General features: G+C 69.0%; 16 protein-coding genes and 1 tRNA gene. 3 read left to right on the forward strand and 14 right to left on the reverse strand.

Annotated features, from left to right (window positions below):
- Positions 1 to 9: 9 nt before the first annotated feature.
- Complete coding sequence (locus COC42_RS09275; protein WP_096342832.1) at positions 10 to 678, forward strand: hypothetical protein; 669 nt, start codon at positions 10 to 12, stop codon at positions 676 to 678.
- Between the two features lie 530 nt (positions 679 to 1,208).
- On the opposite strand, the gene COC42_RS09280 is transcribed toward COC42_RS09275, so the two are convergent.
- The 5 genes from COC42_RS09280 to infA form a co-directional block, all read right to left on the reverse strand.
- Positions 1,209 to 1,284, reverse strand: a tRNA-Phe gene (locus COC42_RS09280).
- A 40-nt stretch (positions 1,285 to 1,324) separates the two neighbouring features.
- Entirely contained in the window at positions 1,325 to 1,510 is a 186-nt protein-coding gene (gene yacG / locus COC42_RS09285) for a DNA gyrase inhibitor YacG (RefSeq protein ID WP_096342833.1), read from the reverse strand.
- Positions 1,507 to 2,466: a ribonuclease gene (locus COC42_RS09290; protein WP_096342834.1), complete on the reverse strand. Its 960-nt coding sequence runs from the start codon at positions 2,464 to 2,466 to the stop codon at positions 1,507 to 1,509. Before COC42_RS09290 ends, yacG begins: the two co-directional genes overlap by 4 nt.
- Entirely contained in the window at positions 2,459 to 3,028 is a 570-nt protein-coding gene (locus tag COC42_RS09295) for a Maf family protein (protein WP_096342835.1), read from the reverse strand. Before COC42_RS09295 ends, COC42_RS09290 begins: the two co-directional genes overlap by 8 nt.
- Positions 3,029 to 3,054: 26 nt before the next feature.
- On the reverse strand, positions 3,055 to 3,306 hold the full coding sequence (gene infA, locus COC42_RS09300) for a translation initiation factor IF-1 (protein WP_096342836.1): 252 nt from the start codon (positions 3,304 to 3,306) through the stop codon (positions 3,055 to 3,057).
- A 176-nt stretch (positions 3,307 to 3,482) separates the two neighbouring features.
- Here infA and COC42_RS18085 point away from each other — a divergent pair, with 176 nt between their 5' ends.
- On the forward strand, positions 3,483 to 4,229 hold the full coding sequence (locus tag COC42_RS18085) for an energy transducer TonB (RefSeq protein ID WP_281253085.1): 747 nt from the start codon (positions 3,483 to 3,485) through the stop codon (positions 4,227 to 4,229).
- Positions 4,230 to 4,254: 25 nt separating this feature from the next.
- Here COC42_RS18085 and COC42_RS17655 read toward each other — a convergent pair whose 3' ends face one another.
- The 5 genes from COC42_RS17655 to thiL form a co-directional block, all read right to left on the reverse strand.
- A complete protein-coding gene (locus COC42_RS17655) occupies positions 4,255 to 4,425 on the reverse strand; it encodes a hypothetical protein (protein WP_176484602.1) in 171 nt (56 codons plus the stop codon).
- A gap of 53 nt (positions 4,426 to 4,478) precedes the next feature.
- Positions 4,479 to 4,889: an NIPSNAP family protein gene (locus COC42_RS09310; RefSeq protein ID WP_096342837.1), complete on the reverse strand. Its 411-nt coding sequence runs from the start codon at positions 4,887 to 4,889 to the stop codon at positions 4,479 to 4,481.
- Positions 4,886 to 6,133, reverse strand: coding sequence for a dicarboxylate/amino acid:cation symporter (locus tag COC42_RS09315; protein ID WP_096343211.1), 1,248 nt, complete (start codon positions 6,131 to 6,133; stop codon positions 4,886 to 4,888). Before COC42_RS09315 ends, COC42_RS09310 begins: the two co-directional genes overlap by 4 nt.
- A 74-nt stretch (positions 6,134 to 6,207) precedes the next feature.
- Entirely contained in the window at positions 6,208 to 8,376 is a 2,169-nt protein-coding gene (locus tag COC42_RS09320) for a sodium-translocating pyrophosphatase (protein ID WP_096342838.1), read from the reverse strand.
- A 116-nt stretch (positions 8,377 to 8,492) separates the two neighbouring features.
- Positions 8,493 to 9,392, reverse strand: coding sequence for a thiamine-phosphate kinase (gene thiL / locus COC42_RS09325; RefSeq protein ID WP_176484603.1), 900 nt, complete (start codon positions 9,390 to 9,392; stop codon positions 8,493 to 8,495).
- A 109-nt stretch (positions 9,393 to 9,501) separates the two neighbouring features.
- Here thiL and COC42_RS09330 point away from each other — a divergent pair, with 109 nt between their 5' ends.
- Complete coding sequence (locus tag COC42_RS09330) at positions 9,502 to 9,867, forward strand: hypothetical protein (protein ID WP_096342840.1); 366 nt, start codon at positions 9,502 to 9,504, stop codon at positions 9,865 to 9,867.
- A 45-nt stretch (positions 9,868 to 9,912) separates the two neighbouring features.
- Here the strand turns inward: COC42_RS09330 and COC42_RS09335 are convergent, their stop codons facing one another.
- Genes COC42_RS09335 through hisG form a run of 4 tightly spaced genes read right to left on the reverse strand, consistent with a single transcriptional unit; the run spans position 9,913 to position 12,804 of the window.
- Positions 9,913 to 10,308, reverse strand: a complete 396-nt coding sequence (locus COC42_RS09335; RefSeq protein WP_096342841.1) for a glycine zipper 2TM domain-containing protein — start codon at positions 10,306 to 10,308, stop codon at positions 9,913 to 9,915.
- A 50-nt stretch (positions 10,309 to 10,358) separates the two neighbouring features.
- On the reverse strand, positions 10,359 to 10,835 hold the full coding sequence (gene nusB, locus COC42_RS09340; protein ID WP_096342842.1) for a transcription antitermination factor NusB: 477 nt from the start codon (positions 10,833 to 10,835) through the stop codon (positions 10,359 to 10,361).
- A gap of 23 nt (positions 10,836 to 10,858) precedes the next feature.
- Positions 10,859 to 12,145 (reverse strand): histidinol dehydrogenase, encoded by a 1,287-nt coding sequence (gene hisD / locus COC42_RS09345; protein ID WP_096342843.1) that lies wholly within the window; start codon positions 12,143 to 12,145, stop codon positions 10,859 to 10,861.
- Positions 12,142 to 12,804, reverse strand: coding sequence for an ATP phosphoribosyltransferase (gene hisG / locus COC42_RS09350; protein ID WP_096342844.1), 663 nt, complete (start codon positions 12,802 to 12,804; stop codon positions 12,142 to 12,144). The genes hisD and hisG overlap by 4 nt, the downstream gene beginning before the upstream one ends.
- Between the last annotated feature and the right edge of the window lies 1 nt (position 12,805).

The following is a 12,805-nucleotide window of genomic DNA, read 5'->3' on the forward strand; positions in this document are numbered from 1 at the left end:
GAATTGCAGTTGAGCGACCCTGTTGATCGTGGCCGGATCGATGAAGATCCGCGTCATCAGCGGGCCCGTGGAGTCGGGCTCCTGGCACCGCTGCCCGCGGTCTTCCCCGTCGCAATCGAGGCGTTCCGAACCAACACCGACGGAGAGCTGGTGCCGGTAGAAGTCCCGGAGCTCGCGGATGGCGGAATGATCTGGTCCGGCAGGGACAAGCAGGGGAATACAAGCAAGAAACTCGTCATGCGGGCCACGGCCAGCGTGGCGCTGCACGAGGCGCTCGTAGCCATCGATGCAGCCGAGACCTACCCAGCCTCGCGAGGCGCCTTCCGGGATTTGCAGCGTTCGGGCGACCTGCCGACCATGCTCACGCGAGGGGTCAACATCACCAAGATGGGTGGCACGAAATGGTTCGCCCCCGAGCGACCCGCCCGCAATCCACCGGGCCCGCAGTTCATGCTAGTGGGCCTGAACCTCGACACCACCAACAAGCTGAACCCGCAGGATGCCGGGAAGGCAGGCGTGGCATTGAACTTGCGCGGTCGCGACGACGAAGACCGAGCGACTCTCGAACAGGTGATCCGTCCGCCCGCGAATGCGCTCAAACGACCTAGTCAGCAGGCAGCGAAGGCGGCACCTGAAGAAGCTCCTGCCGTCGCGGCTGGGAATTCGCCTACAGACTGAGATCCAGGTCACCGCCGGTGTCCAGCTCGCTCGGATACTCTATCAACAGCCCGGTCCGGCGAGCGCGTCGGTCACGATGTCGGTCATCGTCTCCTCGCAGAAACGTCCGCGCTGCAGCTTGGCCTGCGATCGAGCTTCCGGCCGGCGAAGAGCGGGCGGCGACGTAACAGAGCGTCGTAGTCTTCTAGCGTTCCTGCCAATTCCCGCTAGCCGCCTGTTCCTAGGGGCCTCGGTGACGCGAGATTCAAAGTATGAACAAGCGTCGGCTTCTGAGAGCCGCAAAATTTGGCGGCGAGTGACCGCTTGTGGGTCGCGACTGCCGATCGATTGGCTTTGTCTATCCCGTGCCGCCGCCTTCTAACGTTCCCCTTTGAAGCCAGCCAACCGATAACGCCAACAGTTTGCGGGCGCCTAAAAAACCGCGGGCGGATATGAAATATCCCGGGCACCCTCATTTTGAGTACCGTAATCAGGTTTGAGGGCACGTTAGCGGGTCAGCCCGCTGTTTCTAGCGGGTCCGGTCAGAAAAGTGGTGCCCGGGGACGGAGTCGAACCGCCGACACTGCGATTTTCAGTCGCATGCTCTACCAACTGAGCTACCCGGGCACGGGCGTCGCGGCCGCTGGGGCCGCTGGGAGGGGGCCTCTTAGTCGCGCGAATCGCCCCTGTCCAGCCCATCCATCTCCATCGGATCGGCGGGCCGGCCGGGCAGGCGATAGCCCTCGCCCAGCCACCGCAGCAGGTCGCGGTCGCGGCATCCCTGCGAGCAGAAGGGCGCATGGTCGGCCTGGGCGGGGCGGTCGCAGATCGGGCAGCCCTTCGTCGTCTTCATCGCGGTTCCTCGGCGACGAACCGCGCGGCCACGCCGCTGCGCCGCGTAAGTTCGTCGGTCAGGTCGGGGCGGCGCGCCAGCCAGCGCGCCACGGGTTCGGGCACAATATGGGTGTCGGGCACCGGCGGGGGAACCCGCTCCGCGATGCGCAGCGCCGCGCGCGCGGCGTGGCCGACCGGATCGGCGAGGATCGCCTCGGGCAGCGAGGCGCGGATCCGGCGACGTACGACCTGAAGGAAGCCGAAGCCGTTGATCGCCGTCCGCTCGAACGGCTGCGGCAGCGCGGCGTCGAGCGCGGCGGCGGCGGCATTGCGCTCGGCCTTGTCGGCCAGCGTCGGGAAGTCGATGCCGATCGAGCCGCCGATGCCGTGCCGCTCAATCGCCTGCGCCGCGGCATGCGCGGCGGCGATCGACAGGGCCCCGTGCGGCGGCGCGCCGTCGACATCGAACAACGTCATCGCCGGCGTCACCGCCATGCGCAGCCAGCCGCCGGGAAAGGCGATGTCGCCGGTAATCGCCTCGTCGAGCACCTCCGACCAGCCCGCCGCCTCGAACGCGTCGGGCTGGTGCGCATGACAGTCGATGACGGGGATGCCGGTCGCAGCGATGCGCTCGCGCAAGGTCGGGCCGGGGCGCGGCGCGCCCTCGGCAGGGACGGCCTTGGGCAACCGGCGGCGGCCGCGCTCGACAATCCCTTCGCGCACGATGCGGATGGTGAGCGACGCGCGTTGGGTGATGCCGGGGGGCAGCGGCTCGACCAACGCCTCGCCCTGCCGGTCGGGCAGCGCCACCTTGCCAGTGCGCGGGCCGGTCCGCTCGATCAGGCGCGCGCGGGCGATCATGCCCTCATGCGGGCCGCTGGCCTCGACCTCGATCCGCGCCTTCCAGATGCGGCCGCGCGACACGAGCGCCGCGCGCGCCTCACCGATCCCGGCCTCGAACAGCCACTCAGCCAAGCGGGAAGCCCGCGCTTTCGAGCAGCGCGCGCGTGTCGAAGAGCGGCAGGCCGATGACGCCCGAATGGCTGCCCGACAGGAAGCGGACGAACGCCTCGGCCCGGCCCTGGATGGCATAGCCGCCCGCCTTGCCTAGCCCCTCGCCACAGTCGACATATCGGTCGATCTCGACCTCGGTCAGCCGCTTGAACGCGACCACCGTGTCGGACAGGCGGGTGCGCGCCCGCCCGTCGGTGCCGATGACGCAGACGGCGGAGAGCGCATGATGACGGCGGCCCGACAAGAGGCGGAGAAGCTCGCGCTGGATCTCGGGCGTCTCAGCCGGGGGGAGGATGCGGCGCCCGACCGCGATCGTGGTGTCGCCAGCGACGACGATCTCGCCCTCGGCGCGGTCCACCGCGCGCGCCTTGGCCTCGGCAAGACGGAGGGCATAGGGACGCGGCAGCTCGCCCTTGAGTGGCGATTCGTCGATGTTGGGGGCAGCGACGCGCGCGGGCACCGCACCGATGCGCGCAAGCAGATCCCGCCGCCGCGGCGAGGTGGAGGCGAGCACGAGTTGCACGGGGTCGCAGCCTTAGCGGCGCAGGATCAGGACGACGACGGGCCGGGGCCGCCGCGACCGGGCATGAAGCGATAGGTGATGCGACCCTTGGTCAGGTCATAGGGGGTCAGCTCGACCAGCACCTCGTCGCCGACGAGCACGCGGATGCGGTTCTTGCGCATCTTGCCCGCGGTGTGCCCCAGGATCTCGTGATCATTCTCGAGCCGGACGCGGAACATCGCATTGGGGAGCAATTCCACCACGCGCCCACGCATTTCGAGCAGTTCTTCCTTGGCCAAACGCAGTCCTCACGGGGTTCGCAAAAGTCGCGGGCCTATACGCCCGGACGGCAAAAAAGGAAAGCGCCGCGGCGGCTTGGACGGGTAAGGGGCGAAGGCCGCCCCTCAGCCATGGTTCAGATGCCGCGCGGCACGACCTATATAATGACGATGGCGCGCAATTCGAGGGCGGTTCGGTGAGCTATACCGCGATGCAAGGGCGCGAGCGCGTGCCCGGCGCGGTCGGCGCGATCGTGGCGACTGCGCTGTTCGGCTGGGCGCTGATCGCGGGCCTGGGCTTCGATCCCGTCGCCCGCGTGGTCGAGAGCCTCAAGACCTTCGACGTCGCGCCGCAGCCGCCTCCGCCACCCGACCCCGTCATCCCTCCGCCCCGCCGCGATAAGCGACCCGAGGGCGAGGCGGCGCCGCCGAACCTCCGCTCGAAGGCCACGCAAGTGACCGCGCCCAAGCCGCTGGTCGTCCTTCCCCTGCCCCCGCCGCCGATCGTCGTCGCCGAGAAGCCGGGGCCGGGCATCCAGGCGACCAGCGGCGCCGCCGACGTGCCGGGGCCCGGCACCGGCGCGGGCGGGGTCGGCAACGGCTTCGGCGCGGGCGGCGAGGGCGATGGTGAGGGCGGCGGCTGGACTGACGAGACGCCGCCGATCCAGATCCGCGGCGACATCGCCGATGCCGACTACCCCGCGCACCTTGCCGATGCCGGGATCGGCGGGCGCGTGGGCGTGCGCTATCGCGTCGATCCCGACGGGCGCGCGCGCGACTGCCGTGTCACCCGGTCGAGCGGCACCGCCGAGTTGGACGCGCTGACCTGCAATTATATCGAGCGCCGCTTCCGCTTCCGCCCTTCCCGCGACGCGCGCGGGCGGCCAGTGGCGGCGGAGATCGTCGAGAATCACGAATGGGTACCCGAGGGAATGGGCAACTAGCGGCCTGCCAAGGGATCCGCATTCTTCAGCTCGGCAGGATATAGTAGAACAACATCGTCGTGACGAACCACGCTGCCGCGCCAAAACCGGCACCGGTCACGACACTCAATAGCATCCTGTTCCACCGTCGATCAGCGGCCACCGCCACCATGAGCGAAAGCGTGAAGATGGCGAAGAAAGCAAGAATACCAGCCATACAAGTTCATCATCGTCGATTGCCCAAGTTGCCAGCGAGCGAGGGCAAGAGCCCTACTTTCCCAGCCGAATCGGCGGCGAGTAATCCGCCTGCGTCATGAAGATCGTCTCGACCCGCGCGACCAGCTTACCGTTCGCCTCCGACGCGGCGGCTACGCGCTTCCATTCGGGATCGGCGACGAAAGCGGCCCAGCTCTTCTCGCGCGCGGTGCGGTCGGGATAGGCGAGGACGTAGACGACGCGGCCGCCGGGCGACTTCTCGTTCGGCGCCTCGACCCAGTAGGCGACGTTGGTCATGCCGTGCTTCTCGAACAGCCCCAGCGTATGGCCGCGGAAGCGGGCGTTGAGCGCATCGAGCTTGCCCGGCGCGGCGTGGTAGATGCGCAGTTCGTAGGTGGCAGCGCGCGGATCGAGACGCGGCTGTGCGGCCTCGGCCAGCGCGAGCGTGGTCAGGGCAACGATCATGCAGTCTTCTCCTTGGGATCGCCCCGCCCCGCGACCATCGTCGCGATGGCGAGGTCGCCGGTGACGTTGAGCATCGTCCGGCACATGTCGAGAAAGCGATCGACGCCGAGGATCAACCCGATCGCGACCGGCGGCACGCCGACGCTCGCCAGGATGATCGCGACGACCGGCAGCGAGCCCGCCGGTACGCCCGCGGTGCCGATGCCGCCGAGAATGCAAACGAGCATGACGCTGCCCTGCTGCGCGAGGCTGAGTTCGACGCCGAAGAACTGAGCGAGGAAGATGACGGCAACGCCCTCGAACATCGCGGTGCCGTTCTGATTGGCGGTGGCGCCGATCGTCAGCACGAAGCGCGCGATCTTGCGCGGCAGCTTCAGCTCGGTCTCCGCAGCGGACAGGGCAGCGGGCAGCGTCGCGTTGGACGAGGCGGTGGAGAAAGCCATCAGCATCGGCGACTGGACGCCGCGGAAAAAGCCGACCGGCCCGCGGCCCGCGAACAGCCAGACGCCGATCGGATAGACGACGACCATCTGGATCGCGAGCGCGCCGATCACCGTGCCAACAAACGCGCCCAGGCGAACGAGCACGTCGGCACCGAACTCGGCGGTCAGGTTGAACATGAAGCAGAAGACCGCGATCGGCGCCAGCCGGATGACGAAGCCGATCAGCGTCAGCGTGACCTCGAGCAACCCCTCGACCGCGCCCTTGAGCACAACGACCTTGTCCTCGGGCGCGACGACCATTCCGATGCCGAAGGCAAGCGCGAACACCATCACCGCGAGGATGTCATCGTCGGCGGCGGCACGCACGACGTTCGAGGGAATGATGGCCAGCGCGCTCTCCATGCCCGACGGCGACCCTTGCGACTTGCCGAGGATGGCGCCCGCACCCTCCCGCGCGCTCTCCAGCATCGCCTTGGCCGTCGCCGGATCGACGCCGTCGCCGGGTCGGATCAGGTTGACCAGTAGGAGGGCGATCACGACCGAGAGCGTCGACAGCACCGCGGTGAAGAGGAGCGTCCGCAACCCGACGCGCTTGAGCGAGGCAAGATCGCCCATCTCGGTCACGCCCGTCACCAGCGCCGCGAACAGGAGCGGGATGACGAGCATGAACAGGAGCCGCAGGAAGATCTGGCCAAGCGGTCCGGTCACGTAGGTCGTCACCGCCTCGACCCACCCTGCGCCCCCGGCCGCCCAGCTTGCGGCGAGGCCGAGGACGAGGCCGGCGGCCAGCCCCGCCAGCATCTGGAGATGCAGCGGGAAGCGCCCGCCCGCTGCCGTGCCCGCTTCCTTGCCGGCGTCGGGGCGGGCGCCCTCGGTCAACCCATGCCCGCCAGCGCCGCGAGCAGCAGCAGCGCGACGATATTGGTGATCTTGATCATCGGGTTGACCGCGGGACCGGCGGTGTCCTTGTACGGATCGCCCACGGTGTCGCCGGTGACGGCGGCCTTGTGCGCCTCCGACCCCTTGCCACCATAATTGCCGTCCTCGATATACTTCTTGGCATTGTCCCACGCGCCGCCGCCCGACGTCATCGAGATGGCAACGAAAAGCCCCGAGACGATGACCCCCAGGAGCATCGCACCGAGCGCGGCGAAGCCCTGTGCCTGCCCCGCCACCGCGGTCACGATGAAGTAGATCGCGACCGGCGCGAGCACGGGGAGGAGCGAGGGGACGATCATCTCACGGATCGCCGCGCGCGTGACGATATCGACGGTGCGGGCATAGTTCGGCCGGCTGGTGCCCGCCATGATGCCGGGGTTCGATCGGAACTGATCGCGCACATCCTCCACCACCGATCCCGCCGCACGGCCGACCGCGGTCATGCCGAACGCGCCGAAGAGGTACGGGAGCAGCGCGCCGAGCAGCAGGCCGACGATGACATAGGGGTTGGACAGGCTGAAATCGACGGACAGCTCGGGAAAGAATGCCTTGAGGTCGGTGGTGTACGCGCCGAACAGCACCAGCGCCGCGAGCGCCGCCGAGCCGATCGCATAACCCTTGGTCACCGCCTTGGTCGTGTTGCCGACAGCATCCAATGCATCGGTGCGCCCGCGCACGTCGTCGGGCAGCCCCGCCATTTCTGCAATCCCGCCGGCATTGTCGGTGACCGGACCATAGGCATCGAGCGCGACGACCATGCCCGCCAGCGCCAGCAGCGCGGTCGCGGCGAAGGCGACGCCGATGATCCCGGCGAGCTGATACGCCGCCACCACCGCGACGACGATGACAAGCGTGGGCAGCGCGGTCGATTCGAGGCTGATCGCGAGACCCTGGATGACGTTGGTGCCGTGGCCGGTGACGCTCGCCTTGGCGATCGACTTTACCGGGCGATAGTTGGTGCCGGTGTAATATTCGGTAATCCAGACGAGCAGCCCGGTAACGGCCAACCCGATCATCATGCACCAGAACAGGTCCCAGCCGTTGAAGCTGGTCGCCGCGTCGGGCAGCGGCCCGCCCTCGGTCGTGAGCGCGTCGGTGCCCGCCTCGAGGAAACCGGCGCCGCCGATGGGCGCCGACAGGTCGCCGAGCGTCATCTGCATCGCCAGCCAGATCGCCGGGACGGCGAGGATCGCGGTGGTCCAGAACCCCTTGTAGAGCGCGCCCATGATCGATCCGCCCTTGCCCAGCCGGACCATGTAGGTCCCGAGGATCGAGGTGACGATGCAGACGCCCCCGACGATCAGCGGCAACGCCATGAGCTGGAGCAGGTTCTCCGCCGCGGGCAGCAACAGCGCGATCGAGACCATCGTCAGGCCGAGGGTCACGACATAGGTTTCGAACAGATCGGCGGCCATGCCGGCGCAGTCGCCCACATTGTCGCCCACGTTGTCGGCGATGACGGCGGGGTTGCGGGGATCGTCCTCGGGAATGCCCGCCTCGACCTTGCCGACGAGGTCGGCGCCGACATCGGCCGCCTTGGTGAAGATGCCGCCGCCCAGCCGCGCGAAGATCGAGATCAGCGACGCGCCGAACGCCAGCGCGGTCAGCGCCTCGACGATGTGGCGACGGTCGGCCTCGACGGCCAGGTCCATGCCGCCCGGCCCGATCAGGTAAGCGAAGATGCCCGCGATCGCGAGCAAGCCGAGGCCCGCGACAAGCATGCCGGTGACCGCGCCCGACCGGAACGCCATGGTGAGCCCGCCCTGGAGCGAGGTGCGCGCCGCTTCCGCCGTGCGGACGTTGGCGCGGACCGAGATCAGCATGCCGACATAGCCGGCGATGCCCGACAGCACCGCGCCGATCGCGAAACCGATGGTGGAGAGGAGGCCGAGCGTCGGCGCGAGGATGACGGCGACAATCACGCCGACGATGGCGATGGTGCGGTACTGGCGGCCGAGATAGGCCTTGGCGCCCTCCTGGATCGCGCCAGCAATGTCCTGCATCCGGGCGTCGCCGGCGGGCGCGCGCAGCACCTGCGCGGCGGTGACGATGCCATACAGGACCGCGAGCACGCCGCATCCGATGGCGATCAGAACAATGTCCATGTCGCTGACTTCCCCTCATCCTAATGGGGCGCCCGCGCCGATACGATGCCGCCGCGGGTCACCGGGCGGGTAGGGGTAGTGAGCGATCCGGCCCCGCGCAAGCGGCGCTTTCGCGCTCAGTCGCGCCCGTGTTCCCAGCCAAGCGAGGCGGGCAGCGGCACAGATTCACCTGCATCAATCAGGCGAAGGCCGAACCCCGTCTCGGTCCAGCCGACGCGCTTGGCCTCGACCGGCGGCGTTACGCTTCGCGGCAGTGAAAAGAGAAGCGCATAATCGTCGCCCGCGGTCGCCGCCTCAAGTCGCGCGGCGCGACTTGAGCCGGTGCGCTCGCGCGCGGCGTCGGAGCGCGGGATGCACGACAGGTCGATCACCGCGCCAAGCTCGCTTGCCGCCGCCATGCGCGCGGCGTCGATGAGGAGGCCGTCGGAGACATCGGTCATCGCGCTGACGATCTGGCCGAGCGCCATTCCCGCCTCGATCAACGGCACCGGCCGGCGATAGGCGCGGAGCAGTGCCTCCGGCCCCTCGCCGCTGCGCGCTACCTCGAGCCCCAGCCGCGCATCGCCGATCGTGCCCGCGACCCACAGCGCCTGCCCCGGCAGCGCACCGCTCCTCAGCGGTACCTTCCCGCCCGCGCGGCCGATCGCGGTCAGCGAGAGCGTGCGCGCCCCCTGCCCCCGGACGGTGTCGCCGCCGAGCAGCGGACAGGCGAACTCGGCACAGGCCGCACCGAGTCCCTTCAGGAAAGCTCGGTCCCAGGCGTCGTCACCGAGCGGATAGCCGAGCAGCACGCCGACCGGCTCCGCCCCCTTGGCGGCGAGGTCAGACAGGTTCACCGCCATCAGCTTCCACGCCACGTCCTCTGGCGGGTCGTCCGAGAGATAGTGGACACCCTCGACCAGCAGGTCCTTGGTCAGCACGAACTCGGACAGGCGCGCGGTGTCGTCGGTCAGGTTCATCGCACCAGGGTGCAGCGGCAGACCGCGAAGTGCGGACAAGAAATCGGCTTCATTCACGCGACCCGGCTAGCGCGCTTTGCGGCGCTTGTCTTGCCCATGCGACTTGGCCCGGCCGCGCGAGCAAGATAAGTCCGCTTCCATATTCAACGTGCAAAGGGGGTGTACGATGCGAAAGCTGCTGTCGATCGGGGCGTTGTTGCTGGCGGTATCGGGTACGATGCCGGCGGCGGCGCAGGATCGCGGGTTCGAGGACGAGGTGCTGCGACGTCTTGATCGCATGGAACGACGCATCGACGCGCTTGAGCGCGAACTCGATCGCGAGCGCGGTTACGACCGGCCGCGCGGCGGCTATTCACAGCGGCCGGCGGCGCGCGAGGAGACGGTTGCGGCGGTCAGCCTGCTTTGTGGTGCCGATTGCGGAATGGCGGCGGCCAATTACTGCCGACGCGCGGGCTTCCAGCGCGGCGTCGCGGTGACGATCGAGAAGCGCATGAACCTCGACCACGTCACCCGCGCGCGCTGTTTCGACTGATCGGTCGCGCCGCCGTCCGATCGGGACGGCGGCGCGACTCAAAGGTCAGCGGCAGCGGACGCCGCCGCGGTCGATTTCGCGGCCGAGCAGCGCGCCGCCGCCCGCGCCAAGCAACGTACCGAGCGTGCCGCCACCGACGAGGTTGCCAAGCACGCCGCCGCCGACCGCACCGACGACGAGGCCGGTGGTGCCATCGTTACGGCGGCAATAGGCGCGGCCATCGCGGCCGCGATAGATGCGGTCGTCACGGCTAAGGCGCCGCTCGCGATAACGGCCCTCGCGATAGCTGCGGCTGGGTTCCCAGTCGCGGCGGTCGCCACGCCAGCGATAATCGTCGCGGTCGCGTCGCTGCATTTCGGGCGCTGCGCTCGGCATTGCCGCGACGGGCATCGCGGTGAGCGGCAGCGCGGCGATAAGGGCGAGGGGCAGGAAACGCTTCATCGGGACACTCCTTTAGGACTGCCCTACAACCCGCCGGTCTTGGTTCGGGTTCAGCCCGCAGCGGGGGCGCCGCGCACTTCCCGGGCGACCGCGTCGAGCAGGCCGTTGACGAATCCCTTCTCGCGCCGGTCGTAAAAGGCGTCGGTGACGTCGAGATACTCGCTGATCACCGCGCCCACGGGCACGTCGGGACGTGCGATCAGCTCATAGGTGCCGCAGCGCAGGATCTGGCGCATCGGCTTATCGAGCCGATCGAGCGACCAGCCAGTGGCGAGCTTGCCAGCGACCGCGGCGTCGATTTCCGCAAGCCGCGCCATCGTGCCCTGGACGAGATCGTCGAAGAAATGGACGTCCGCGTCGTGATACTCGGCATCCTCGATGGTGGCGCCCAGGCGGTGCTGGTGGAATTCGTGCAGCAGCGCGGGAATCGCCGTCCCCTCCATCTCGTGCTGGTACAGCGCCTGAATGGCGGCAAGCCGCGCGGCGGCGCGGGCCTGGGTGCGGGAGCGGGACTTGGGACTGGGCATTCGGGTTCCGGAACTTGGGGAAATCAGGGCAGGCGAAGCGCGACCGAGCGAGCGTGCGCGGGCAGCCCCTCCGCCTCGGCCAGACGCACTGCAGCGGGGCCGATCGCGGCGAGGCCTTCCTGGCTGAGAGACAGGAAGCTCGTACGCTTCATGAAGTCGATCACCGACAGCCCGCTTGCGAAACGCGCGCGGCGGCCGGTCGGCAGGACGTGATTCGGTCCGGCGACATAGTCGCCCACCGCCTCGGGCGTATGGCGGCCGAGAAAGACCGACCCAGCGTGGCGGACGAGGTCGAACAGCGGCGCCGGATCGGCGACGGCAAGCTCGAGATGCTCGGGCGCGAGGCGATTGACGAGCGGCATCGCCTCGGCAAGCGAGGGGACGAGGACGATTGCGCCGTTGGCGTCCCATGCCGCGCGCGCCACTTTAGCGGTCGAGAGCGTGCCGATCTGGCGATCCACCGCATCGGCGACCGCATCGGCGAAGCCCGCATCGTCGGTGAACAGGATCGACTGGCTGGTGGGATCGTGCTCCGACTGGCTCAGGAGGTCCGCGGCGGTCCATTCGGGATCGTTGGCGCCGTCGGCGACGACGACGATCTCGCTCGGCCCCGCAACCATGTCGATGCCGACGACGCCGAAGAGCTGGCGCTTGGCCTCCGCGACCCAGGCATTGCCGGGGCCGCAGATCACGTCGACAGCCTTGATACGGTCGGTGCCGTAAGCGAGCGCAGCAACCGCCTGCGCGCCGCCGACGCGCCACACCTCGTCCGCGCCGACCAGCGCCGCCGCGGCAAGGACGAGCGGGTTGACCTCCCCGTTCGGAGTTGGCGTGACGATCACCAACCGCTCGACGCCGGCAACGCGCGCGGGGATCGCGTTCATCAGCACCGAACTGGGATAGGCGGCACGCCCGCCGGGCACGTATAGCCCCGCCGCATCCACCCCGCGCCAGCGTGCGCCGGTAACGATGCCGTTCGCCTCCGCATACTCGGCGTCGGCGGGCCGTTGTTTCTCGTGATAGGCGGCAATGCGGTCGCGCGCCAGCTTCAGCGCCACGCGCAGGTCGGAGTCGAGGGTCGCGAGGGCCGCGTCGCAATCGGCGCGCTCGATTCGCCAGCCGCTCTCGTTGAGGTCGTGGCCGTCGAACTTCTTGGTGAAGGCGTGGATCGCGGCATCGCCCTCCCGTCGCACGCTGCCGATGATCGCGGCGACGTCGCGCGAAACGTCGGCATCGGCCTCGCGCCGGTCATTGACCAGCGCATCGAACGCGGCGGCGAAGCCGGGGGCGGCGGTGTCGAGGCGGATCATGCGGCGGCCTTTCCGGCGACGGCCGCGCGGAAGGCGTCGACCAGCCCGACCACCTCACCGCGCGTCTTGAACGCGGCGCGGTTGACGACCAGCCGCGATGAAACCTCGGCGATCGGCTCGACCTCCACCAGCCCGTTCTCCTTGAGCGTCCGGCCCGAGCTGACCAGATCGACGATGCGCGGCGCGAGGCCGAGGATGGGCGCGAGCTCCATTGCGCCGTTCAGCTTCACGCACTCGGCCTGCACGCCGCGCGCCTCGAAATGGCGGCGGGTGATGCCGGGATACTTGGTGGCTATGCGGACGTGGCTCCAGCCGCGCGGGTCGTCCTTGGCGGCCATGTCGGCGGGCTCGGCGACCGAGATGCGGCAATGGCCGATGCCGAGATCGACGGGGGCGTAGAGCTCGGCATAGGCGAACTCCATCAGCACGTCGGAGCCGACGATGCCGAGCTGCGCCGCGCCGTGCGCGACGAAGGTAGCGACATCGAACGCGCGGACGCGGATCAGGTCGATGTCGGCCCGGTTGGTGGCGAAGCGCAGCGCCCGGCTGTCCTCGTCCGAAAAGGCCGGCTCGGGTACGATTCCCGCCGCGGCGAGCAGCGGCAGCGCCTCGGACAGGATACGGCCTTTCGGCACGGCGATGACGAGTGGGCTTTTCATG

Origin of the sequence: Sphingomonas spermidinifaciens (genome assembly GCF_002351485.1) — a bacterium.
GTDB lineage: Bacteria > Pseudomonadota > Alphaproteobacteria > Sphingomonadales > Sphingomonadaceae > Sphingomonas > Sphingomonas spermidinifaciens.

Bases quoted from the DNA above. Each gene is read 5' to 3' on its own strand.
- yacG (WP_096342833.1), bottom strand. From the start codon at position 1,510: ATGAAGACGACGAAGGGCTGCCCGATCTGCGACCGCCCCGCCCAGGCC.
- COC42_RS17655 (WP_176484602.1), bottom strand. From the start codon at position 4,425: ATGGCTGGTATTCTTGCTTTCTTCGCCATCTTCACGCTTTCGCTCATG.
- COC42_RS09310 (WP_096342837.1), bottom strand. From the start codon at position 4,889: ATGATCGTTGCCCTGACCACGCTCGCGCTGGCCGAGGCCGCACAGCCG.
- COC42_RS09315 (WP_096343211.1), bottom strand. From the start codon at position 6,133: ATGCTGGCGGGGCTGGCCGCCGGCCTCGTCCTCGGCCTCGCCGCAAGC.
- COC42_RS09320 (WP_096342838.1), bottom strand. From the start codon at position 8,376: ATGGACATTGTTCTGATCGCCATCGGATGCGGCGTGCTCGCGGTCCTG.
- COC42_RS09330 (WP_096342840.1), top strand. From the start codon at position 9,502: ATGCGAAAGCTGCTGTCGATCGGGGCGTTGTTGCTGGCGGTATCGGGT.
- COC42_RS09335 (WP_096342841.1), bottom strand. From the start codon at position 10,308: ATGAAGCGTTTCCTGCCCCTCGCCCTTATCGCCGCGCTGCCGCTCACC.
- nusB (WP_096342842.1), bottom strand. From the start codon at position 10,835: ATGCCCAGTCCCAAGTCCCGCTCCCGCACCCAGGCCCGCGCCGCCGCG.
- hisD (WP_096342843.1), bottom strand. From the start codon at position 12,145: ATGATCCGCCTCGACACCGCCGCCCCCGGCTTCGCCGCCGCGTTCGAT.
- hisG (WP_096342844.1), bottom strand. From the start codon at position 12,804: ATGAAAAGCCCACTCGTCATCGCCGTGCCGAAAGGCCGTATCCTGTCC.